17 protein-coding genes and 2 pseudogenes are annotated in these 21,885 nt (G+C 72.0%); 11 read left to right on the top strand and 8 right to left on the bottom strand.

Going from position 1 to position 21,885, the window contains the following annotated elements; translation table 11 throughout:
• Positions 1 to 280: 280 nt before the first annotated feature.
• Positions 281 to 1,720 carry a dihydrolipoyl dehydrogenase gene (gene lpdA, locus ACZ3I3_RS40230; protein ID WP_467372782.1) on the bottom strand — a complete coding sequence of 480 codons (1,440 nt, stop codon included), beginning with the start codon at positions 1,718 to 1,720 and terminating at the stop codon, positions 281 to 283.
• A 90-nt stretch (positions 1,721 to 1,810) separates the two neighbouring features.
• On the opposite strand from lpdA, the gene ACZ3I3_RS40225 reads away from it, so the two are divergent.
• Positions 1,811 to 2,761, top strand: a complete 951-nt coding sequence (locus ACZ3I3_RS40225) for a LysR family transcriptional regulator (RefSeq protein ID WP_467372781.1) — start codon at positions 1,811 to 1,813, stop codon at positions 2,759 to 2,761.
• A 28-nt stretch (positions 2,762 to 2,789) separates the two neighbouring features.
• Here the strand turns inward: ACZ3I3_RS40225 and treY are convergent, their stop codons facing one another.
• A complete protein-coding gene (gene treY, locus ACZ3I3_RS40220; RefSeq protein WP_467372780.1) occupies positions 2,790 to 5,159 on the bottom strand; it encodes a malto-oligosyltrehalose synthase in 2,370 nt (789 codons plus the stop codon).
• 139 nt (positions 5,160 to 5,298) lie between these two features.
• Positions 5,299 to 7,434 carry a glycogen debranching protein GlgX gene (gene glgX, locus ACZ3I3_RS40215; protein ID WP_467372778.1) on the bottom strand — a complete coding sequence of 712 codons (2,136 nt, stop codon included), beginning with the start codon at positions 7,432 to 7,434 and terminating at the stop codon, positions 5,299 to 5,301.
• A gap of 316 nt (positions 7,435 to 7,750) precedes the next feature.
• Between glgX and ACZ3I3_RS40210 the strand changes: the two genes are divergently transcribed.
• Both ACZ3I3_RS40210 and ACZ3I3_RS40205 read left to right on the top strand, forming a co-directional pair.
• Positions 7,751 to 9,022 carry an SAV2148 family HEPN domain-containing protein gene (locus tag ACZ3I3_RS40210; protein ID WP_467372800.1) on the top strand — a complete coding sequence of 424 codons (1,272 nt, stop codon included), beginning with the start codon at positions 7,751 to 7,753 and terminating at the stop codon, positions 9,020 to 9,022.
• A gap of 117 nt (positions 9,023 to 9,139) precedes the next feature.
• Positions 9,140 to 9,856, top strand: coding sequence for an exonuclease domain-containing protein (locus ACZ3I3_RS40205; RefSeq protein ID WP_467372776.1), 717 nt, complete (start codon positions 9,140 to 9,142; stop codon positions 9,854 to 9,856).
• Positions 9,857 to 9,896: 40 nt separating this feature from the next.
• Here the strand turns inward: ACZ3I3_RS40205 and ACZ3I3_RS40200 are convergent, their stop codons facing one another.
• Positions 9,897 to 10,451 carry a YbaK/EbsC family protein gene (locus ACZ3I3_RS40200; protein ID WP_467372775.1) on the bottom strand — a complete coding sequence of 185 codons (555 nt, stop codon included), beginning with the start codon at positions 10,449 to 10,451 and terminating at the stop codon, positions 9,897 to 9,899.
• Positions 10,367 to 11,380: a DMT family transporter gene (locus tag ACZ3I3_RS40195; RefSeq protein ID WP_467372774.1), complete on the bottom strand. Its 1,014-nt coding sequence runs from the start codon at positions 11,378 to 11,380 to the stop codon at positions 10,367 to 10,369. The genes ACZ3I3_RS40200 and ACZ3I3_RS40195 overlap by 85 nt, the downstream gene beginning before the upstream one ends.
• A gap of 91 nt (positions 11,381 to 11,471) precedes the next feature.
• Between ACZ3I3_RS40195 and ACZ3I3_RS40190 the strand changes: the two genes are divergently transcribed.
• Positions 11,472 to 12,377 carry a LysR family transcriptional regulator gene (locus tag ACZ3I3_RS40190; RefSeq protein ID WP_467372773.1) on the top strand — a complete coding sequence of 302 codons (906 nt, stop codon included), beginning with the start codon at positions 11,472 to 11,474 and terminating at the stop codon, positions 12,375 to 12,377.
• A gap of 32 nt (positions 12,378 to 12,409) precedes the next feature.
• Here the strand turns inward: ACZ3I3_RS40190 and ACZ3I3_RS40185 are convergent, their stop codons facing one another.
• Positions 12,410 to 13,273, bottom strand: coding sequence for a phosphotransferase enzyme family protein (locus ACZ3I3_RS40185; protein WP_467372772.1), 864 nt, complete (start codon positions 13,271 to 13,273; stop codon positions 12,410 to 12,412).
• Between the two features lie 179 nt (positions 13,274 to 13,452).
• Between ACZ3I3_RS40185 and ACZ3I3_RS40180 the strand changes: the two genes are divergently transcribed.
• From ACZ3I3_RS40180 to ACZ3I3_RS40165, 4 genes and pseudogenes are all read left to right on the top strand, one after another.
• Complete coding sequence (locus tag ACZ3I3_RS40180) at positions 13,453 to 14,397, top strand: carbohydrate ABC transporter permease (protein ID WP_467372771.1); 945 nt, start codon at positions 13,453 to 13,455, stop codon at positions 14,395 to 14,397.
• Positions 14,394 to 15,227, top strand: coding sequence for a carbohydrate ABC transporter permease (locus ACZ3I3_RS40175; protein WP_467372770.1), 834 nt, complete (start codon positions 14,394 to 14,396; stop codon positions 15,225 to 15,227). Before ACZ3I3_RS40180 ends, ACZ3I3_RS40175 begins: the two co-directional genes overlap by 4 nt.
• Positions 15,227 to 16,501: an ABC transporter substrate-binding protein gene (locus tag ACZ3I3_RS40170; protein WP_467372768.1), complete on the top strand. Its 1,275-nt coding sequence runs from the start codon at positions 15,227 to 15,229 to the stop codon at positions 16,499 to 16,501. Before ACZ3I3_RS40175 ends, ACZ3I3_RS40170 begins: the two co-directional genes overlap by 1 nt.
• Positions 16,498 to 17,767 (top strand): annotated as a pseudogene (locus tag ACZ3I3_RS40165) (glycosyltransferase). Before ACZ3I3_RS40170 ends, ACZ3I3_RS40165 begins: the two are co-directional and overlap by 4 nt.
• A 53-nt stretch (positions 17,768 to 17,820) precedes the next feature.
• Here the strand turns inward: ACZ3I3_RS40165 and ACZ3I3_RS40160 are convergent.
• Positions 17,821 to 20,070 carry an MMPL family transporter gene (locus ACZ3I3_RS40160; RefSeq protein ID WP_467372767.1) on the bottom strand — a complete coding sequence of 750 codons (2,250 nt, stop codon included), beginning with the start codon at positions 20,068 to 20,070 and terminating at the stop codon, positions 17,821 to 17,823.
• A gap of 423 nt (positions 20,071 to 20,493) precedes the next feature.
• On the opposite strand from ACZ3I3_RS40160, the gene ACZ3I3_RS40155 reads away from it, so the two are divergent.
• From ACZ3I3_RS40155 to ACZ3I3_RS40145, 3 genes are all read left to right on the top strand, one after another.
• The gene (locus ACZ3I3_RS40155; protein ID WP_467372765.1) at positions 20,494 to 21,039 is read left to right on the top strand and encodes a DUF1697 domain-containing protein; all 546 of its coding nucleotides are present in this window, start codon (positions 20,494 to 20,496) and stop codon (positions 21,037 to 21,039) included.
• Complete coding sequence (locus ACZ3I3_RS40150) at positions 21,032 to 21,406, top strand: nuclear transport factor 2 family protein (RefSeq protein WP_467372764.1); 375 nt, start codon at positions 21,032 to 21,034, stop codon at positions 21,404 to 21,406. The genes ACZ3I3_RS40155 and ACZ3I3_RS40150 overlap by 8 nt, the downstream gene beginning before the upstream one ends.
• Before the next feature lie 86 nt (positions 21,407 to 21,492).
• A complete protein-coding gene (locus ACZ3I3_RS40145; RefSeq protein ID WP_086851657.1) occupies positions 21,493 to 21,789 on the top strand; it encodes a gas vesicle protein GvpO in 297 nt (98 codons plus the stop codon).
• Here ACZ3I3_RS40145 and ACZ3I3_RS40140 read toward each other — a convergent pair.
• Positions 21,786 to 21,885: pseudogene (locus tag ACZ3I3_RS40140) on the bottom strand (IS481 family transposase); the annotation flags it as partial. The gene ACZ3I3_RS40145 and the pseudogene ACZ3I3_RS40140 sit on opposite strands and share 4 nt — an antisense overlap.

Below are 21,885 nucleotides of genomic sequence, written 5' to 3'. Positions count from 1 at the left end.
GCGCGACGGGGGAGGCTCCAGGGGGCGCCCGGAAGCATTGCCGGCCGGGGCGCGGCGGGGCCGGGACGGTGTGCTTCGGGCGCCAGGGACGGACTCAGGCCCGGACGCTCCGCCGGCAGGGCGGGCGTCCGGGCCGGGCGCCCGTCCCTGGCGCCCGGCGGGGGCCAGGGACGGCGCCCGGCCGGGGCCCGGGACGGTGCGTGGCGGGGTCCCGGGACGGCGCTTGGGGGCCCGGGACGGTGTGCGTCACCGCCGTCGGCGTGGCGTCACCGGCGTGCTGTCACTGCTGGTGCAGCCCGCGTCCGGCCAGGGTCAGGAACGCCTCGCCGACCGCCTCCGACAGGGTCGGGTGCGGGTGGACGTGCCGGGCCACGTCGGACGGCTCCGCGTCCCAGCCGACGATCAGCTGGCTCTCGGCGATCATCTCCGACACGTGCGGGCCCACCAGGTGCACGCCCAGCACGCGCCCGCCGCCGGCTTCGGTGACGACCTTCACCATGCCGCCCTGCCCGTGCACCATGCCCTTCGCGACGGCGGTCAGCGGCATGCTGTTGGCCTCCACCTCGTGCCCACGCGCGCGTGCCTCGGCCTCGCTCAGGCCGACGGCCGCGGTCTGCGGCGACGAGTACGTGACCCGGGGCACGGCCGCGTAGTCCACGGGCGCGGACGGCACGCCCGCCAGCGTCTCGGCCACCAACAGCCCTTCCGCGAACGAGGCGTGGGCCAGTCCGAGCGACGGCGGCGGCAGCAGGTCGCCCACGACGTGGACGCCGGGCACGGCCGTCTCCAGCCGGTCCCAGTCGGCCGGTACGACGAAACCGCGCCCGTCCGTGGTGAGGCCGGCGGCGGCCACGTCCAGGCCGTCGGTGACCGGGGCCCGCCCGACCGCCACGAGCAGCCGTTCGGCCTCGACCGTGAGGGTCTCGCCCCGGGAGGTACGCACGCGTGCGCGTATGCCGTCGTCGAGGACCTCGGCGTCCAGGAGCCGGGCGCCGGCCCGCACGTCGATGCCGCGCTTCTTCAGACCGCGGGTGAGATGCCGGCTCACGTCGGCGTCCTCCAGCGGCACGATCCGGTCGGCGGCCTCCACGAGGGTGACGTCGGCGCCCAGGGAGCGGTGGAACGAGGCGTACTCCACGCCGATCGCACCGCCTCCGAGCACCAGCACGGACGCCGGGAGCCCGGGCGCGAAGAGCGCGTCGTCGCTCGTCACCACGCGCCGCCCGTCGGGTGCGAGCCCCGGGAGCGTGCGCGGCTGTGAGCCGGTCGCGAGCACGAGTCCACGGCGTGCGGAGAGGTCGTACACGCCGGGTTGGCCGTCCAAGTCGGGTTCGCCGTACGCACCCGCCACCCGCACGGAGCGCGGCCCCGTCAGTCGCGCGCTGCCCCTCACCACCCGCACGCCCGCGTGTGCGAGATGCGCCTCCACGCCCCTGTGGTTGCGGGACACGATGTCGTCGCGCGTGGCGACCAGGGCCGGCCAGTCCACGGTGTCCAGCGTCGCCTTCACGCCCCAGCGTTCGCGTGCCTCGGCGATGCCGTCGACGAGTTCGGCCGCGTGCAGCATCGCCTTGCTCGGGATGCAGCCGCGGTGCAGGCACGTCCCGCCGATCTTGTCCCGCTCGACGAGTACGACGTCCAGACCGAGGGCCGCGGCGCGCAGGGCGGTGCTGTAACCGCCCGTGCCGCCGCCGATGACGATGACGTCCGGTGAGTTCATGCGCTCAGCGTCCGCCCGGCCCTTGCCATGAGTCCAAGGCAATGTTCTTGTGGAATCGATGCAGGGTGTTTATGGGAGGGGCGGCCGTTCATGAGCCTGCGGCAGATGGAGTACTTCCTGACCGTGGTCGAGGAGGCGTCCTTCACCCGCGCGGCCGAGCTGCTGCACGTCTCGCAGCCCGCGCTCTCCCACCAGATCAAGGCCCTGGAACGGTCGGTCGGCGGCGCGCTGCTGGAGCGCATGCCGCGCGGGGTGCGCCTGACGCCCATGGGACGCGCCTTCCGGCCGCACGCCGAACTCGCCGTGCGCAGCGCCGCGCAGGCCCGCCGCGCGGCCCGCGCCGCCGCCGGTGCCGAGGGCGGCGAACTGCACGTCGCCGCCGTCCACTCGGTCGCGGTCGGTCTCCTCCCGGACGTCTTCGCCCGCTGGCGCGCCGCCCACCCGCGCGTGCTGCTGCATCTCCACGAGTACGCGACGTCCGAGGCCCTCGAGGAACAGGTCGAGCGCGGCACCGCCGACCTCGCCGTCGGCCCGGCCCCCGCCGGCTGGCCGGGCACCGTCGTACCGGCCGGCGAGGAGGACATCGTCCTCGTGGTGCCCTTCGACGACCGTTACGCCGGCCGTACGACGGTGACGCTGGCGGAGCTCGCCGACCGCCCCTGGGTGCGCTGCGCCATGGAACCCGTCGTCCACGGCGAACGCTTCCTCGACTGGGCGTGCGCGCGGGCCGGCTTCAGCCCGCGCACCGCCGTGTTCACCGAGCACACCTCGACGGCGGTACGGATGGCCGCCGCCGGTGTCGGCGTGTGCGCCGCGCCCGCCCACCTCGTCCGCGACGCGGTCGGCGAGGACTGCGTCGTGCTCACCCCCGACCCGCCCTGGAAACGCACCCTGACGGTCTTCTCCCGCCTGCCTCCGACCGGGGCGGCCGAGGCCTTCGTGACCCTGCTGCGCTCGGCCTGGCCCCACCCGAGCGTGTCCCCGACCGCACCGCTGCGCGCGTACGAGGACTGCCCTGAGGACGGCACGGCGGTGGCCTGACGACCGGCCGCCCGACTCACCCTCCGACTCACTCTCCGACTCGCTCCAGCAACGCCACCGGCAGCGGCTCGAAAAGTTCCTCCACGCGCACGTGGCCCGTGAACTCGCGTGCCGGTTCCCGTACGTCCGCCCAGCGTCCGGGCGGCAGTGCCAGCCGGGTGTCCTGCCAGCCCCCCGCCTCGGCGAGCCGGAGCGACAGGCGGGTCACGGCCGTCAGTACCTCTCCGGAGCGGGCGAACGCCAGGCAGTGGGCCGCCGCCGGTCCCTGGGCCGGGAGCGGCTGGTACGTCGCCGTGTCGCCGAAGGCGTCGGGCCGTCGTGCCCGCAGCGCCAGTGCCGCCCGTGTCACCGCGATCTTCTCCGCGGAGGTCCCGCCGGACTCCTCGGGCGGGAAGCCCACCGCCCGCCGGTTGTCGGGGTCGACCAGCGCCCGGTACTCGGCCTCCGTGCCCTGGTAGACGTCCGGCACCCCCGGCATCGTCAGCTGCACCAGGGCCGTGCCCAGCACGTTCGCCCGGATGTGCGGCCCGAGAGAGTCCCGGAACGCGGCGATCCGCTCACTCGGAGTCCCGCACGGCCCGGCCGCCACGAACCGCGCCACCGCCTCCTCGTACGGCGGCTCCTGCTCGGTCCAGCTGGTGAACAGGCCCGCCTCGCGCACGTGCTTCAGCACCGCCCCCTGCACCCGCTCCAGGGCCCCGGACGCCGGGCCGAGCCCGAACACCGTCTGCCAGGCCGCCCAGGCGAGTTGCGCGTCCGGCACGCCCTCGCCGGTGCGCGTCACCTCCGCGAGGACGTCCGCCCAGCGGTCGGGGCACTCCGTGAGCACGTGCAGCGCCGCCCGGACGTCGGCACTGCGCTTCGTGTCGTGCGTCGAGGCGACCGTCCCGGTCACCGGCCAGTCGCGCTGCACGCGCGCGCAGTACGCGTGGAACTCCTCCGGCGACAGCGCCGGACCGCCCGGATTCCCGCCCACCTCGGTCGCCGACAGCAGCGGCACGTACCGGTAGAACGCCGTGTCCTCCACGGACTTCGCCCGCAGCGCCGACGAGGTCTGTGCGAACCGCGTCCGGAACTCCAGCTGCGCGGGCCCGTCGCCGTACCGCCCCAGCACGAGGTCCCGTACGACGTCCACCGCGCCGGCCTCCTCGGGCAGGGTGAAGGCGAGCCGGGCCTCGGCGGCGGCCTCCTCGGTGACCACGGACGCCGCGTCGACGGACTCGTACGGCCGGTAGACCTCCATCCGCACCAGCAGTTCCTGGAGCGCCGTGCGCAGCGCCCAGGGCGCGCGGTCGCGCAGCGCCGGTTCCGGCGAGGTCGCGCACAGCCGGTCCGCCACCCGCACCAGCCGGTCGGTCTCGGTCGCCAGCTCGTGCGTGAGGACCTTGTACGCCGCCCGCCGCACCGTCGCCTCCCACTGCCCGCCCCGGTCCGTCTGGGGAGCCGCGAACCGCCGGTACTGCCCCAGCAGCTCCCCGAACCCGGCAGGATCCGTGAAGAGCCCGTCCACGTGCCGCAGGGCGTCGTAGCCGGTGGTGCCCGCGACGGGCCAGGAGGCGGGCAGCTGCTCACCGTCGGCCAGGATCTTCTCCACGACGGTCCAGCGGCCCCCCGTCGCCTCGTGCAGCCGCCGGAGGTAGCCGTCGGGGTCGGCGAGCCCGTCGGGATGGTCGACGCGCAGCCCGTCGATCACGCCCTCGTGGAGCAGCTCGAGGATCTTGTCGTGGGTGGCCTCGAACACCTCCGGGTCCTCCACCCGCACCCCGATCAGCTCCGAGATGCTGAAGAACCGCCGGTAGTTGAGCTCGGTCCGGGCCAGCCGCCACCACACGGGGCGGTACCACTGCGCGTCCAGCAGGTGCGGCAGCGGCAGGTCCTCGGTGCCCTCGCGCAACGGGAACACGTGGTCGTAGTAGCGCAGGACGTCACCGTCGACGCGCAGCTCTCCGAGCACCTCGCCCAGCGGCCCGCCGAGCACCGGCAGCAGCACCTGGCCGTTCTGGGCCTCCCAGTCGATGTCGAACCAGCGCGCGTACGGCGACTTCGGGCCCTCGCGGAGCACCTCCCACAGGGCGCGGTTGTGGCGTGGGGCCATGGCCATGTGGTTCGGGACGATGTCCACCACCAGCCCGAGCCCGTGCTCGCGCGCCGTGCGCGCCAGCGCCCGCAGTCCCTCCTCGCCGCCCAGTTCCTCCCGCACGCGCGCGTGGTCGACGACGTCGTAGCCGTGCATCGAGCCCGGCACGGCCTCCAGGACGGGGGACAGATGCAGGTGCGAGACGCCGAGCGAGGCCAGATACGGCACGACGGCCGCCGCGGCCCCGAACGGGAACTCGGGCTGCAGTTGCAGCCGGTACGTGGCCGTGGGCACCACGGGGTCAGGTCGCTCAGGTGTCATGGAGACCTACGTACCCGCCCCGCCGCCGTTCGTGTCATCGCCCGCGCCAGGTGCGCCGCGCGTCGCCCGGACGAGTGTGCTCTGTCCGGGCGACGAACCTGGGACGAACCGGGCGACCGACCGGGCGTCGCGCCGCCGGCTACACGGGCCGCTGGAGCACCGTCATGCTCCGGTCGGTCAGGGTCAGCCGGTCCCCGGCCTGCACCTTCGGGCCCGTGCCGGGCGGCACACCGTCCGCGCGGGCGGTGTCGACGACCACCTGCCACTGCCGCCCGTGGTTGACCGGAACCAGGAACTCCAGCGGCTTGGGCGAGGCGTTGAACATCAGCAGGAACGAGTCGTCGGTGATGCGCTCCCCGCGCGTGCCGGGCTCCGAGATCGCGTTGCCGTTGAGGAACACCGTCAGGGCGGAGGCCCGTGCCGAGTCCCAGTCCCGCTGGGTCATCTCCCGGCCCTCGGGGGTGAACCAGGCGATGTCGGACAGATCGTCGTGCGTGCCCTCCACGGGCCGGCCGTGGAAGAAGCGCCGGCGGCGGAAGACCGGGTGGTCCCGGCGCAGCCACACCATCGCGCGCGTGAAGGCCAGCAGCTCCCGGCTCAGTCCCCCCTCGGCGTCCTCTCCGCCCTCTTCGGGCCACTCGACCCAGGCCAGTTCGTTGTCCTGGCAGTAGGCGTTGTTGTTGCCGCGCTGGGTGCGGGCGAACTCGTCGCCGTGGCTGATCATGGGCACGCCCTGGGACAGCATCAGCGTCGCGATGAAGTTCCGCATCTGCCGGGCCCGCAGCCGCAGCACGTCCGGGTCGCCGGTCTCGCCCTCGGTCCCGCAGTTCCAGGACCGGTTGTGGCTCTCGCCGTCCCGGTTGCCCTCGCCGTTGGCCTCGTTGCGCTTGTCGTTGTACGACACGAGATCGTGCAGTGTGAAGCCGTCGTGGCAGGTCACGAAGTTGATGGAGGCCAGCGGGCGCCGCCCGTCGTCCTGGTACAGGTCGGACGAGCCGGTCAGCCGCGAGGCGAACTCCGCGAGCGTGCGCTGCTCGCCCCGCCACATGTCCCGCACGGTGTCCCGGTACTTGCCGTTCCACTCCGTCCACAGCGGCGGGAAGTTCCCCACCTGGTAGCCGCCCTCGCCCACGTCCCACGGCTCGGCGATCAGCTTGACCTGCGAGACCACGGGGTCCTGCTGCACCAGGTCGAAGAACGACGACAGCCGGTCCACCTCGTGGAACTGCCGGGCGAGCGTCGCCGCCAGGTCGAAGCGGAACCCGTCGACGTGCATCTCCGTGACCCAGTACCGCAGCGAGTCCATGATCAGCTGGAGGACGTGCGGGGACCGCATGAGCAGGGAGTTCCCGGTCCCTGTCGTGTCCATGTAGTAGCGGGGGTCGTCCGTCAGCCGGTAGTAGCGCGAGTTGTCCAGGCCCTTGAAGGACAGGGTCGGGCCCAGGTGGTTGCCCTCGGCGGTGTGGTTGTAGACCACGTCGAGGATCACCTCGATCCCTGCCTCGTGCAGCGCCTTCACCGCCGACTTGAACTCCAGCACCTGCTGACCCCGGTCGCCCCAGGAGGCGTAGGCGTTGTGCGGGGCGAAGAAACCGATCGTGTTGTAGCCCCAGTAGTTGTTCAGGCCCATGTCGACCAGGCGGTGATCGTTCACGAACTGGTGGACGGGCATCAGCTCCAGGGCCGTGACGCCGAGCTCGGTGAGGTGCTCGATGATCGCCGGGTGCGCGAGGGCCGCGTAGGTGCCGCGCAGCTCCTCCGGCAGGCCCGGATGCCGCATGGTGAGGCCCTTGACGTGGGCCTCGTAGATCACCGTGTGGTGGTACTCGGTGCGCGGCAGGCGGTCGTCGCCCCAGTCGAAGTACGGGTTGACCACGACCGACGACATCGTGTGCGGAGCCGAGTCGAGATCATTGCGCCGGTCGGGATCGTCGAAGTGGTAGCCGTAGACCTCCTCGCCCCAGCTGATCGAACCGCTGATCGCACGCGCGTACGGGTCGAGCAGCAGTTTCGCGGAGTTGCAGCGCAGCCCGCGCTCCGGGGCGTACGGGCCGTGCACCCGGAACCCGTACCGCTGCCCCGGCATGATGCCCGGCAGGTACGCGTGCCGTACGAACGCGTCGCTCTCCCGGAGCTCGATCGCCGTCTCCGAGCCGTCGTCGTGCAGCAGACACAGCTCTACTCGGTCCGCGGCCTCCGAGAAGACCGCGAAGTTCGTACCGGCGCCGTCATACGTGGCACCGAGTGGATATGCCTCTCCAGGCCAGACCTGCATGGATACGACTCTTTCAGGTGAGCGGCGCCGGTGGGGACGCCTTGGCCCCGAGTCTCCCCGAAAGTGAGGGAACCTCCTATGACTTATCTCCCTCTTACCGCGTGACCAGTGCATATGCCTTATGCCGAACCCGTGGGACAAGTGATACTCCCGAGGCTATTGGGGGAGTAGGGGAAAGATTGGCGCGGGGTGGAGCGGACCGGCCCCGGCACAGGGCAGCCGCACGGCTGAGAACTACCCTGCCCATCCGGCTGCACCGCCGACCGCTCCCGGAGTACCCTTCCTTGATCGTTGGGTGGGACCAGGCCCCCCGGGAGTGCTCGGGGGAGCGGAAGGCGGTGCACGGGTGGGCTCGGGAGGGCTGGAGCTGCCCCCTGGTGACGAGGGTCACGAGGGGAACTCCGCAGACGTCCCGACCTCTGCCGTGTCCCTGGCACGGCCGATGGACGCGACGGGCTCGATCGGCCCGGAGCTGGACTGGGACGCCGACGCCTGGCGCGAGGTGCGCACCCGCGCCCAGCGGGCCGGCCGGGCCTACATCTGGCTGAACCTCGTCGAGCAGCGGCTGCGCGCGGTCGTCGCCGCCGTCCTGCGTCCCATCTACGAACCCGTCCACGGCGAGGACTGGGTCGTGGCCGCCGCCGGACCCGCCGGGCAGGAGTGGGTGCAGCGCGCGGTCGCCGTACGCGAGGTCAGCCGCCGCAAGGGCTATCTGCTCGACCCGGCCGACGACAACGTCCTGTCCTTCCTCACCCTGCCGCAGCTGCGCGAGCTGATGGTGCAGCACTGGCCCTGCTTCGAGCCCTACTTCGACGACCGCCGGGACGTGGAGCTCGCCCTGGACGAGCTGGAGGTCACCCGGAACGTCGTCTCCCGCAACCGGGCCCTGTCCGAGGCCGTCCTGAACCAGGCCGAGCGCGCCTCCGCCCGGCTGCTGGAGATGCTCGGCGCCGGCGGTGACGTGCCCTCCGCGCGCCGACTGCCCATCGACGCGGTCGAGGACCTGGTCGGCGACCGGTACGCCGACGTCGTCGCCGTCCACCCGGACCGGGTGCGGCTGATGCGCCAGTTCCCGGCCGAGGACATCTTCGGCGGCGCCCGTCGCCTCGACGCCATCGGCATCGGCCTCAACCTGCTCGTGCAGAACTTCTCCGGCCGCCGTCTGGTCCGGCTGGCCGAGTCCGGCTGCCGGGTGCGGCTGCTGTTCCTCAACCCGGCCTCCAGCGCGGTCAAGCGGCGCGAGCGCGAACTGGGCATCAAGCGCGGCGAGCTCAGCCGGGCCGTGGAGATGAACATCCTGCACATGCGCCGGGTGCGGGCGCGGCTGCGCGACCCGGGGGCCTTCGAGATCCAGGTCTTCGACGAGACGCCCCGCTTCACGGCGTACCTGGTCGACGGCGACGGCGCGGACGGCATCGCGGTCGTGCAGAACTACCTGCGCCGGACCCGTGGGATGGAAGCGCCGGTGTTCGTGCTGCGCAACAGCGGCAAGGTGGTCAAGTCGGGCGAGATCGATGAAAGCGGCCTCTTCCCCACCTATCGCGAGGAGTTCGAGGTGATGTGGGCGGATTCGCGGCCGGTGTCGTGAACCGTCCCTCCTGGTCGGGTGGTTCGGCGCCTGAGCGGAACACGATCCTCTGATTGTCAGTGGTGCATGCGAGGGTGGAGACCACTGGGGGAACGCACCATAGAAGGGGGGCCGCCCATGGGCTGGCACCGGGAGCTGCTGATCGGCTTCGACCTGGAGACGACGGGCACGGATCCGCGCGAGGCGCGCATCGTCACGGCAGCCGTGATCGAGGTCAGGGCCGGGGAGCCGATGGGGCGCAGGGAGTGGCTGGCCGACCCGGGGGTGCCGATCCCCGAGGACGCGGTGGCGGTGCACGGCATCAGCAACGAGCGCGCGGCGGCCGAGGGCCGACCGGCCGACCAGGTGGCGGACGCCCTCGCCGACGTCCTGACCTCCTACTGGAAGACGGGCGTGCCGGTCGTCGCCTACAACGCCGCCTTCGACCTGACCCTGCTCTCCGCCGAGCTGCGCCGCCACGGACTGCCGTCCCTGCGCGAGCGCCTGGGCGGCGTGGACCCGGCCCCGGTCATCGACCCGTACACCATCGACCGCTGGGTCGACCGCTACCGCCGCGGCAAGCGCAACCTCGAAGCGGTCTGCGCCGAGTACGGCGTCGTCCTCGACTCCGCCCACGACGCCATGGCCGACGCGCTGGCAGCGGCCCGCCTGGCCGGCGCGATAGCCGCCCGCCATCCCAAGATCGCGTCCCTCGGCCCGGCGGACCTCCACCGCCGCCAGATCGAGTGGTACGCGGAGTGGGCGGCGGACTTCCAGAACTTCCTGCGCGGCAAGGGCGATGCGACGGCCCTGGTGGACGGAGCATGGCCGTTGCGGGAGCTGGCGGACGCATAAGCCCCGCCCACCCGTTGGGAAATCCTGCAGCTCCCCTCCGTCACGCCGGTCCGGGCGCCGCCGCGATGCGTTCGATGCGGGGCTTGGCCAGACGCTCGTAGTCGGAGCCCGAGATGAGGAGCGAGCGGTCGAGCCGGGCCGCGTTGAAGTACAGCTTCGGCAGGACCACGACGTCCGGATCGGCGACCAGTTCCAGGTCGGGATCGAAGCTGAACGGCAGGACCGTACCGGGCACGGCGCGGGCCAGCCGTTCGGCGGTACCGGGGTCGCTGAAGCCCACGTAGCGGGCGGCGAACAGCGCCCTGACGGCGTCCAGGTCCACCCGGCGGTCGCCGGGGACGACCGCGAGGACGTGGCGTGTGGTGCGGCGGTCCACCTTGACCCGCAGCACGATGCACTTCGCGGCCTCGCCGGCCGGATGTCCGCGCAACGCGCAGACGGCTTCGGTGGCGCCTTCGGGATCGTGGTCGATGAGCCGGTAATCGACGCCGGCCGAGTCGAGCAGGGAGATCAGGTGGCCGTAGGTGTCGTGCGGGCCGGTGGCGTGTCGGTCGGTGTCGTGCGGGCCGAGGTCGCGGTGGGTGCCGTCGGGCATGCGGAGTCCTTGTCGGGGGAGTGGGACGGGGGAGACAGGGGGTCCGGTGTGCTTCGGTGCGCCCGTTCCACCGCCTGCCCCCAGTACGTACCGGCCACCATGAGGGCCGCCCCGAGGCCGGTGAGGGGCGTGAGGTGTTCGCCGCCGAGGGCGACGCCCACCGCGACGGCCCAGACCGGCTCGGTGCCCAGTAGCAGGCTGGCCCGGCTGGCGGAGGTGCGCTGCACGGCCCAGGTCTGGGCCAGGAAGGCGAACACACTGCAGAACAGGGCGAGATAGACCAGCTGGGCCCAGGTCGCCGGGTCCGCGCGGACCAGCGTCGGCAGGTCGTGGGTGGCGACCGGCAGGAACAGGGCCGTGCCGACGAGGGTCTGCACCGTCGTCAGATGCAGCGGCCGGACGGCCCGCCCGGTCGTGAAGCGGCCGACCAGTGCGACATGCGCGGCCCGGATCACCGCGGCGCCGAGCATCAGCAGGTCGCCCAGGCGTGGCGCGTGGAAGCCGTTGCCGGACATCAGCAGCCCGACGGCCATGACGCACACGCCGGTCGCGGCGAAGAAGGAGACAGGCAGCGCGCCGCGGTGGCGGCCGCGGTCGAGGAACGGGGTGAGGACGATGGTCAGACTGATGATGAGCCCGGCGTTGGCGGCGCTGGTGTGCGCCACACCGTACGTCTCCACGACCAGGACCGCGGCCTGGGTCAGCCCCAGAGGCACCCCGGCCCGTAGCTCGTCCCGCGTCCACCGGCGCGATCCGCGCTCTCGGGTGGCGGCGACGCCGAGGCAGGCGAGCGCGGAGAGGGCGTAGCGGGCGAACAGCACCAGCAGGACGGGGAGCGCGGCAGTGGCCGTCTGGGCGGACAGGTAGCTGGAACCCCAGACGAGCGCGACAAGGAGGAGTACCGCATCGGTACGGCGGACATCGGACACCCGCCTACGGTGCACCGGAGCCATCGTGAAGCCCAGTACCAGTCTCTAAAACGATCATTTAGCAGCCCTACATCGTCCCTACACTGAGGCGATGGACGAACGTCAGCTGCGGATCCTGCGGGAACTCGGCGAACTGGGCAGCGTCACGGCGGTCGCCGAGGCGCTGCTGGTGACGCCGTCGGCGATCTCCCAGCAGCTGCGGCTGCTTCAGCGCGCGATCCCCGTGCCGCTCACCGAGCGCCAGGGGCGACGGCTGGTGCTCACCGACGCCGGGCAGGCGCTGGCCGGCGCGGCCGTCGAGGTGGAAACGGCGCTGGCCCGCGCACGGCACACCGTCGAGGAGTTCGTCGGACGGCCCGACGGCGAGGTGTCGGTGGCGGCGTTCCACAGCGCGGGCGCCGCGTTCTTCCCGCCGCTGCTGCGCGCGCTGGCGGGTCCGGGCAAGCCGGTGCCGAGGCTGGCCGACGAGGACGTGCCGCAGGAGGACTTCCCCCGGCTCACCCGGGAGTACGACGTCGTCCTGGCCCACCGTCTGGACCACGCCCCGCCCTGGCCGGACACGGTCGCCACGACGACGCTGCTGCGCGAGCCGCTGGACGTGGCCATGCCCGCCGGCCACCCCCTGGCCGCCAAGCGCCGCGTCACCCCGCGCGATGTGGCCGACGAGCCGTGGATCACCGTGCACGAAGGGTTCCCGGTTCTGGCGACCATCGAGGCCATCGCCGCCGCGGCGGGCCGCAGGCTCCATCTCGCCCATCGCATCAACGAGTTCTCGGTGGTCGCCGAGGCCGTGGCCGCCGGGGGCGGTATCGCCCTGATGCCGCGCTGGACCATGCGCCCGCATCCGACGCTCGTGCTCCGGCCGCTCAGCGGAGTGCGGGCGCGACGCCACATCGACGCCCTGTGCCGCCCCGAGCGCACGGCCCGCACAGCGGTCCGCACGGTCCTCACGGAGCTGCGCCGGGCCGCCCGAAGCATCCAGGACGAAGAACCCTAGGAGCTCAGAACGGATACATCAGGACGGATCCATCAGAACGGATACCACCGCACCGTCCCGTCCCCCTCCCGCAGTGAAACCACCCGCCGCCGGAACTCCGCCAGCGCCTTCGGATTGCCCGGCGCATGCTGAGCCACCCACGCACAACTGGCCGTCTCCCGGGCCCCACGCAACACCGAGCACCCCTCCCACTCCCGCACATCCCAGCCGTACGCCTCGGTGAAGGACTCGTACGCCTCGTCCGGCAGCCCGTACCGGTCGTGGGAGAGGGCCATCACCACCAGGTCGTGCTCGCGCAGATCGGACGAGACCGTCTCCAGGTCGACCAGCACCGGCCCGTCCGGCCCGACGTGCACATTGCGCGGCAACGCGTCGCCGTGGATCGGCCCCGGGGGCAGGTGCGGCGTCAGCGCCGCCGCCTCCGCCGCGAACCCGTCCCGCCGCTCCCGCAGATACGCCGCGTCCGCCGGATCGATCGCATCGCCGGCGAGCCGCAGCCAGCGCTCCACACCGCCCAGCAGATCGCGGGGCGGCAGATCGAAGGCGGGCGCGGGCAGGGCGTGCACGACCCGTAGCAGTTCGGCCAAATCCCGCGGCTCGGCGGCTCGTACGGCATCCGGCAGCCGGTGCCAGACCGTCACCGGGTGCCCGTCGACCAGAAGCGGCTCGGGCTCGGCCGCCCGTACCGCCGGGACACCCGCCTCGGCGAGCCACAGCGCGATGTCCAGTTCGCGCCGCGCCCGGTCGAGGAGTTCGGCGTCGCGGCCCACCTTGACGACCAGCTCACCGGCGGCGAACACCGCGTTCTCACCCAGCGCGAGCAGCCGTGCCTCGCGGGCCGCACCGGGCAGCACTCCCGCCTCCGCCAGTACGTCCCGGGCCCGTGCCTCGTCCATCGTCCGCCTCCGTCGTCCCGCTCTCCGCCGTCGTCCACGTCTTGTGCCGTCGGGTTCCGGCCATCCGCCGGTCAGTGTCGCATCGCCACAGGTCGGGCGGCGTGCGCGGTGCCTTGACGAGGCAGAACGCCTTCACGACCATGACGTGGCCAGCCGAGCCGTGCAAAGGGGCTGATTCCGTGACATCGGTGACCGAGGCATCGCCGCCGAGGAGACCGGTCGGGCGCACGCCCGGTGGGACCCGGCCCCGGCGGGCCGTCGACCACGGCGCCTGGTTCCTCGTGCTGCCCGCCCTGCTCCCCATCCTCGTTCTCAGCGTCGGGCCGCTGCTGTACGGGATCCTGCTGGCCTTCACCGACGCCCAGTCGGGCCGCACCGAGCCGACCCAGTGGATCGGCGCCCTCAACTTCCGGGACCTGCTGCACGACACGCTGTTCTGGGAGTCGTTCCGGATCGGGCTGGTGTGGGCGGTCGGTGTGACCGTGCCGCAGTTCCTGCTCGCGCTGGGCCTCGCCCTGCTGCTCAACCAGGACCTGCGGCTGCGCTGGCTGGCCCGCGCCCTGGCGATCATCCCCTGGGCCATGCCCGAGGTCGTCGTCGGCATCATGTGGCGGCTCGTGTACAACCCGGACGCGGGCATCCTCAACGAGACCCTGCGCGACCTCGGCCTCGGCGGCGGCCGCGACTGGCTGAGCGGGCTGGCCACCGCGCTGCCCGCCGTCATCCTCGTCGGCGTCTGGGCGGGCATGCCCCAGACGACGGTCGCGCTGCTCGCCGGACTCCAGAACACCCCGCGCGAACTGCACGAGGCGGCGGCGGTCGACGGCGCGAGCGCCTGGCGCCGCTTCCGCACGGTCACCTGGCCGGCCCTCAGACCCATCGCCCTGGCCATCACCGCGCTCAACCTGATCTGGAATTTCAACTCCTTCGCCCTGGTCTACGTCCTCACCAGCGGCGGCCCGGGCGGCCGGACCCGCCTGCCCATGCTCTTCGCCTACGAAGAGGCCTTCCGCTACGGGCAGTTCGGCTACGCGGCGGCGATGGGCTGCGTGATGGTGGCCGTGATCTCGATCGCCCTGGCCGTCTTCCTCGCCGGCCGCCTCAGGGGAGGTGACGACGCGTGAGGACCAGCCGCCCGGCCCGCGTCGGCCAGTACACCGCGCTGCTCGCCTACCTCGTCTTTCTCGCCTTCCCGTTCCTCTGGCTGGTCTCCACCGCGTTCAAGCCGCCGCGCGAACTCGGCAGCCTGCATCCGACGTGGATCCCCGAGGACCCCACCCTCGCCAACTTCCGGCAGGCCTTCGACGAACAGCCGCTGCTGCACGCCGCCCTCAACTCCCTGCTCGCCGCACTCGCGGCGGCGGTCGTCGCCGTGCTGATCGCGACCCCGATGGCCTACGTCGTGGCCCGGCGCCGCACCCGGCTGGCGAAGGCGGTGACGGGCTGGGTGGTGGTCAGCCAGGCGTTCCCGTTCGTCCTGCTGATCATCCCGCTGTTCCTCGTGCTGAAGAACCTCCGCCTGATCAACTCCGTGCCGGGGCTGGTGCTGGTGTACGTGGTGTGGGCGCTGCCGTTCGCGCTGTGGATGCTCGCCGGGTACGTACGGGCCGTACCGCCCGAGTTGGAGGAGGCCGCCGCGGTCGACGGGGCGGGCCGGGTGCGGACGCTGGTGTCGGTGACGGCGCCGCTGCTCGCGCCGGGCATCGTGGCGACCGCGCTGTTCGCGTTCATCACCGCGTGGAACGAGTTCTTCTTCGCGCTCGTGCTGCTCAAGACGCCGGAGAAACAGACCCTTCCGGTGGTGCTCACCCACTTCATCGGCGCCGAGGGCGTCGCCGACCTCGGCCCACTCGCGGCCGCGGCGTTCCTGGCGACGCTGCCGTCGCTCGTCGTCTTCGCGATCATCCAGCGGCGGATCACGAGCGGCATGCTCACCGGGGCGGTGAAGAGCTGATGCGCGCACGCCTGCTGGCCCTGGTCCTCCTGCTGCTCCTCGCCGGCTGCTCCTCGGGCGGCACCCCCGACGACGGACGGATCACCCTGCGTTTCCAGTCCCTGGCCTGGCAGGAGGAGTCGGTCGAGGCCAACAAGGAGCTGGTGAAGGAGTGGAACGCCACCCATCCGGACGTCCGGGTCGAGTACGTCCAGGGCAGCTGGGACAGCGTCCACGACCAGCTCCTCACCGCCTTCGAGGGCGGTGAGGCACCCGACATCATCCACGACGCCTCCGACGACCTCGCCGACTTCGCCTACGGCGGCTACCTCGCCGACCTCACCGATCTGCTGCCCGCCCGGCTGAAGTCGGACATCCCGCGGCGCAGTTGGGAGACCACCACCTTCGGGGACGGCGTCTACGGCGTGCCGTTCCTCCAGGAGCCGCGCGTCCTGATCGCCAACGCGACGTGGCTCAAGCGCTCCGGAGTGCGGATCCCGACCCCGGAGAAGCCGTGGAGCTGGGCCGAGTTCCGCCGGATCACCGAACGACTCAGCGGCCGGGGGAAGTACGGCGTCGCCTGGCCCCTGAAGGAACCGGTCTCCGCCACGCTCAACCTCTCCCTCTCGGCGGGCGGACGGCTCTTCCACCGCGGGACCGACGGCAAGGTGACGGTCCGGTTCGAGGCGGCCGACCAGGTGGTGCCGCGCACCATCCACGCCCAAGCCGGCACCGACCGCAGTGCCTCGCCCACGACCCTGGGCAGCGGCGGCTCGGACACCCTGCCCGGCTTCTTCGGCGGCAGATACGCGATGGTGCCGCTGGGCTTCTCCTACCGCCAGCAGATCGTGCAGCAGGCGCCGAAGGGCTTCGACTGGCAGGTGCTGCCCGCCCCTGCCGGCGCCGGAGGACTCACCCAGGGCGTCAGCCCGCAGACGCTGTCCGTCGCCGAGGACTCCCCGCACAAGAAGGAGGCCGCCGCCTTCATCGACTTCCTGCTGAGGCCGAAGAACATGGTCCGCCTCGCCCTCGGCGACTGGATGCTGCCGACGGGCAGCCGGGCGCTGAACGACCCGGCCCTGCGCACCCCCGAGCACGGCTGGGCGACGGGCACCGCGCTCGCCGCCCACCTGCGCCCGGCGCCCGCACAGACCGTGCGCGGCTACCCCGAGTGGAAGGACAAGGTGGCGACCCCGGCCCTCCAGGAGTACTACAGCGGCGCCATCGGCATCCGTGAGCTGCGCGAACGCCTGGAGGAGGACGGCAACCTGGTGCTGGCGCGCTACCAGCGCTGAACCCGTCACGCGGCCTCGGAAAAAGATTGGACGAGACGTCTCGTCTCGCATACGGTCGGGTGCATGACCAGTCGCGCTCATATCGCCATGTTCTCCATCGCCGCCCACGGCCACGTGAACCCGAGTCTGGAGGTGATCCGCGAGCTCGTGGCGCGCGGCCACCGCGTGACCTACGCGATCCCGCCGGTCTTCGAGGAGAAGGTCGCGGAGACCGGCGCCGAGGTGAAGCCGTGGAACTCGACGCTGCCCTCGCCCGACGACGACCCGGAGGCCTGGGGGAGCACCCTGCTGGACAACGTGGAGCCGTTCCTCGACGACGCGATCCAGGCCCTCCCGCAGCTGATCGAGGCGTACGACGGCGACGAGCCGGACCTCGTCCTGCACGACATCGCCTCCTACCCGGCCCGCGTCCTGGCCCACCGCTGGGGCGTGCCCGCGATCTCCCTGTCACCGGCCATGGTCGCCTGGGAGGGGTACGAGGAGGAGGTCGCCGAGCCCATGTGGGAGGAGCCGAAGAAGACCGAGCGCGGCCGTGCCTACTACGCCCGTTTCCACGCCTGGCTGCGGGAGAACGGGATCACTCAGCACCCCGACGCCTTCGGCGGCCGTCCCGACCGCTCGATCGTCCTGATCCCCAAGGCGCTCCAGCCGAACGCGGACCGCGTCGACGAGACCGTGTACTCCTTCGTCGGAGCCTGCCAGGGCGACCGCACCGCGGAGGGCGGCTGGCAGCGTCCGGCCGGTGCCGAGAAGGTCGCGCTCGTCTCGCTCGGGTCCGCCTTCACCAAGCAGCCCGGCTTCTACCGGGAGTGCGTCAAGGCGTTCGGCGACCTGCCCGGCTGGCACCTGGTGCTCTCGGTCGGCAAGCACATGGACCCGGCCGAACTCGGGGAGGTCCCCGCCAACGTCGAGGTGCGCTCCTGGGTGCCGCAGTTGGCGATCCTGAAACAGGCCGACCTGTTCGTCACGCACGCCGGTGCGGGCGGCAGCCAGGAGGGCCTGGCCACGGCCACGCCGATGATCGCCGTACCGCAGGCCGTGGACCAGTTCGGCAACGCGGAGATGCTCCAGGGCCTCGGTGTCGCCCGGTACCTCCCGACGGAGGAGGCGACCGGCGAGGCGCTGCGCGAGGCGGCCCTCGCCCTCGTCGACGACCCGGAGGTGGCCCGCCGCCTGAAGGAGATCCAGGCGGAGACCGCCCGGGAGGGCGGCACGCGGCGCGCGGCCGACCTCATCGAGGCCGAACTGCCCGTCGGCAGGGCATGAGCGAGGCCCGTTGGTTCCCCCCGGAACCAACGGGCCCTTCGGCGGTCGCGGTGTCAGACCGTCAGCCGCTCACCCTCGTCGTCCCTGACCACCGGCGCCGTGACGGCCTCGGGCGTCTCGTCGTGCGTGAGGTCGGGCAGCCGGTGCAGCCACTTGGGCAGGTACCAGTTGCGCTCCCCGAGCAGCGCCATCACCGCCGGCAGCAGCACGCCCCGGATGATCGTCGCGTCGATGAGCACGGCGGCCGCGAGGCCGACGCCCATCTGCTTCATGGACTGCATGGACAGCGTCCCGAAGATCGCGAACACGGCGACCATGATGACCGCGGCACTGGTGACGACACCCGCCGTGGTGACCACGCCGTGCTGGATCGCGTCCTTCGTCGTACGGCCCTTCAGACGCGCCTCGCGGATCCGCGACACCACGAACACGTGGTAGTCCATCGACAGGCCGAACAGGATCACGAAGAGGAACAGCGGCAGCCAGGTGATGATCGCGCCGACGCCCTCCGCCCCCACCAGGGAGGCGCCCCAGCCGTGCTGGAAGACCGCGACGAGGATGCCGTAGGCCGCGCCCACCGACAGCAGGTTCAGCAGGATCGACGTGAGCGCGACGGTCAGTGAGCGGAACGACAGCAGCATCAGCGCGAAGGCGAAGACGACGACGAACGCGAAGACCGGGACGACGGCTCCCGCCAGCTGGTCGTTGAAGTCCTTCGAACCCGCGACCTGACCGGTGATCGGGGCCTCGACGCCGTCGACCTTGCCCAGCGTGGCGGGCCGCACGTCGTCGCGCAGCTTGTCCAGGCTCGCGCCCGCCTTGTCGAGGTCGGAGCCGCCGACCAGCGGGACGGACACGACGGCGAGGTTCTGCGCGTCGTGCAGCTCGATCTCCACCGGGCCGCGCGAGGCACCCGAACTGACGGCCCTTTCTCGGAAGTCGGCGAGCGCCGACCGCACCTCGGGCGCGTTGATGTCGTCCGCCTTCACGATCACCTGGGCCGGGTCCGAGCCGCCCGGGAAGGCCTCGTTGAGCCGGTTGTACGTCTGCACGATCGGCAGCGAGTCGCCGAACTCCTGGTCCAGCGTGAGGTTCTGGGTCTTCATGCCGACCGCGGGAGCAGCGATGGCGAGCAATGCACCGGTCGCCACCGCGACGGACACGACCGGCTTGGCGAGCACACGCCGCAGGACGGCCGTCCAGAACCGGCTCTCCCCGTTGCCCCCCTGCCCGCGACGGCGCAGGAACGGGATACGGCCCTTCTCCACGCGCTCGCCCAGCAGCGACAGCAGCGCGGGCAGCACGGTCACGGACCCCACCATGGCCACGGCCACCACGATCAGCGAGGCCAGACCCATCGCCTCGAACTCGGCGAGCCCGGTGAACAGCATGCCCGCCATGGCCACGCACACCGTGACACCGGAGACCACGATCGCGCGGCCACTGGTCGCGGCGGCGATCCGCAGCGCCGTCTGCGCGTCCCGGCCCGCGGCGCGCTCCTCCCGCTCACGGCGCAGATAGAACAGGCAGTAGTCGACACCGACGGCCAGACCGACGAGCAGCATCACGGAGTTGGCGGCGTCCGTCATCGGCACCGCGTGGCTGACCACCCCCATCAGGCCCATCGTCGCCATGATCGCGGTGAGCGCCAGCGCCACCGGCAGCAGCGCCGCCACCAGCGCGCCGAAGGCGATGAGCAGAATGCCGAACGCCACCGGCACCGCGGAGTACTCGGCCTTCTTGAAGTCGTCCCCGAACGCGTCGGCGAACGTCTTCATCATGCTGGCGCCGCCGATCTCCTCGATCCGCAGCGACCCGTGGTCCTTCTGGACGCCCTCCACGGCCTTCAGCACCGGCTCGACCCGCTCGCCGGCGGTGTCGGGCTCGCCGCGCATGTCGAACTGCACGAGCGCGCTGCGCCCGTCCTTCGAGATGGTCTTCGTGTCGTACGGCGAGGTCACGTGAGTGACGCGGCCGGTCCCCTCGACGGCCCGGACCACGGCCGTGACGGCGTCCCGGAACTCGGAGTCGGTGGCCTTCAGACCGGAGCCCTTGGCCTGTATCAGCACCGTCTCGCGGGCCGGTTCGTCGATGCCGGCGTCCTCGATGATCTTCGCGGCGGTGTGCGTCTCGCCCTTCAGTTGGTCGCTGTCCTTGACGTCGACCCGGCCCGCCGCCGAACCGAGTCCCGTCGCAAGGACGACGAACAACACCCAGATCCCGACGGCAGCCCATCGGTGCCGGGCGCTCCAGCCGCCGGCCCGGGCGGCCAGGCCCCGCACCCGTACTTCTCCGTTCCCCATGACGGGCTTGCCCCCTCGTGATGCGAGAGCGGCCCCCTGCCGCCCCCTTCCCTCTCGAAGGTATGGGCCGGATAAAGCCGGCACGTCGTGCTGCCCGGTGACGTGACGGGGCCGGAACTCATCCCCCCGGCGCTCGCCCTCTCCCCACTGGGGAGGACCGGAAAGGGCCGTGGCCCCTTACACCTATCGGTCTCCTCGACTGTGTGGATCCTGAGCAGAAGGTTGTGCCCCGCCATGACCGATGAGTAATTTACGGGACTCGGGCATCCGCCCACCGGCCGTCGTGCCCACCCCCACGGGGCACGACGGCCGCCTGATGTCATGGCTCCCCCTCTTGGTGGGCTCCGCAGCGAGCGGCTGAGGCGGCCACGGCAGCGGGCGCGACGACGGCCGATTCCCGGCAGCACCTCTTAAGGTGTGCGGATGACGACGTATGCGGCACTGTTGCGCGGAATCAACGTGGGCGGCAGCAGAAAGGTCCCGATGGCGGACCTGCGCACACTCCTGACCGGCCTCGGCCACGAGGACGTGACGACGTACCTCCAGAGCGGCCAGGCCGTGTTCGCCTCGGGCCACGGCGACGAGGAGTCACTGGCCGCCGAGATCACGAACGCCGTCCAGAAGCACTTCGGTTTCGCCGTCGACGTGATCGTGCGCGACCACGCCTACCTGAAGGCGATCGTCGACGCCTGCCCCTTCCCGGCCGCCGACCTGGAGCCCAAGCAGCTCCACGTCACCTACTTCTCCGCCCCCGTCACCCCCGAGCGCTTCGCGGAGATCGACGAATCCGCCTACTTCCCCGAAGAGTTCCGCCTCGGCGACCGCGCCCTGTACCTGTACGCCCCGAACGGCCTGGGCCGCTCCAAACTGGCCGAACACCTCGCGAAGCCGCGCATCAACAAGGGGATCGTCGCCACGACCCGCAACTGGAACACCGTCGTCAAGCTGGCGGAGCTGACCGGTGCCTGAACACGACCCGGCCGTCGCTGCCGCCGTCGACGGCGAACTGGCACTGCTCGACCCGGACGTGCGCCGCTCGCCCGAGCGGGTCGGGGCGCTGCTGCACCCCGACTTCCACGAGTTCGGCGCCTCCGGGCGGCATTGGAGCCGGGCGGACATCATCGCCTCCCTGGCGGAGACCACCGACCCCGATTCGCCGCCTGTCGTCACCTCCCGGATGCAGGGCGTACGGCTGGCCCCCGACCTCGTCCACCTCACCTTCGACACCGAGTACGACGGCGGACGAGCACACCGCAGCTCGCTGTGGCGGCGGACCGAGGACGGGTGGCTGCTCTACTTCCACCAGGCGACGCCGTTCAGCCGGCCGCAGCAGTGACCTTCCGGTCGCCGGGGCAGGGCGTGCACGACGCACGTTTGGCCGAATCACGCCCGCACGGACCGGGGCCTTGGCACGGTAGGACCATGACGAGCACCGATGACCAGGCGACCCCATCCGGCCGTACGACGGCCGTCCAGGCCATGCGCGGTGCGGCGGCCCAGCTCGCCGAACTGCTCGGCACGGCCCCCGACTCCGTCACCGCCGTCCGCCCCACACCCGACGGCTGGACCGCCGACGTGGAGGTCGTGGAGCTGGAGCGGGTCCCCGACACCATGACCATCATGGCGACCTACCGGGTCACCCTCGACCCGGAGGGCCGGCTCCTGGGCTACGAAAGGGTCCGCCGGTACGCCCGCGGCCAACTCGACCGAGGCCGCTAGATGTATTGACCCGGAGCGTTGTTCACGCGGCTGATCGGTGGCTGGCCTGCGAGTGCGGTGTGGCCGCGGTGGTGGTTGTAGGTGTGCAGGAAGTCT

It is taken from the genome of Streptomyces sp. NPDC016851 (genome assembly GCF_055562795.1).
Note: the sequence above shows the minus strand (reverse complement) of the source record. Positions and strands in the feature narration are given on the sequence as shown.

Excerpts from the sequence above, each read along its gene's own strand:
- ACZ3I3_RS40190 (WP_467372773.1), top strand. The coding sequence starts at position 11,472 with ATGGACGAACGTCAGCTGCGGATCCTGCGGGAACTCGGCGAACTGGGC.
- treY (WP_467372780.1), bottom strand. The coding sequence starts at position 5,159 with ATGACACCTGAGCGACCTGACCCCGTGGTGCCCACGGCCACGTACCGG.
- ACZ3I3_RS40200 (WP_467372775.1), bottom strand. The coding sequence starts at position 10,451 with ATGCCCGACGGCACCCACCGCGACCTCGGCCCGCACGACACCGACCGA.
- lpdA (WP_467372782.1), bottom strand. The coding sequence starts at position 1,720 with ATGAACTCACCGGACGTCATCGTCATCGGCGGCGGCACGGGCGGTTAC.
- glgX (WP_467372778.1), bottom strand. The coding sequence starts at position 7,434 with ATGCAGGTCTGGCCTGGAGAGGCATATCCACTCGGTGCCACGTATGAC.
- ACZ3I3_RS40185 (WP_467372772.1), bottom strand. The coding sequence starts at position 13,273 with ATGGACGAGGCACGGGCCCGGGACGTACTGGCGGAGGCGGGAGTGCTG.
- ACZ3I3_RS40170 (WP_467372768.1), top strand. The coding sequence starts at position 15,227 with ATGCGCGCACGCCTGCTGGCCCTGGTCCTCCTGCTGCTCCTCGCCGGC.
- ACZ3I3_RS40205 (WP_467372776.1), top strand. The coding sequence starts at position 9,140 with ATGGGCTGGCACCGGGAGCTGCTGATCGGCTTCGACCTGGAGACGACG.
- ACZ3I3_RS40155 (WP_467372765.1), top strand. The coding sequence starts at position 20,494 with ATGACGACGTATGCGGCACTGTTGCGCGGAATCAACGTGGGCGGCAGC.
- ACZ3I3_RS40145 (WP_086851657.1), top strand. The coding sequence starts at position 21,493 with ATGACGAGCACCGATGACCAGGCGACCCCATCCGGCCGTACGACGGCC.
- ACZ3I3_RS40225 (WP_467372781.1), top strand. The coding sequence starts at position 1,811 with ATGAGCCTGCGGCAGATGGAGTACTTCCTGACCGTGGTCGAGGAGGCG.
- ACZ3I3_RS40160 (WP_467372767.1), bottom strand. The coding sequence starts at position 20,070 with ATGGGGAACGGAGAAGTACGGGTGCGGGGCCTGGCCGCCCGGGCCGGC.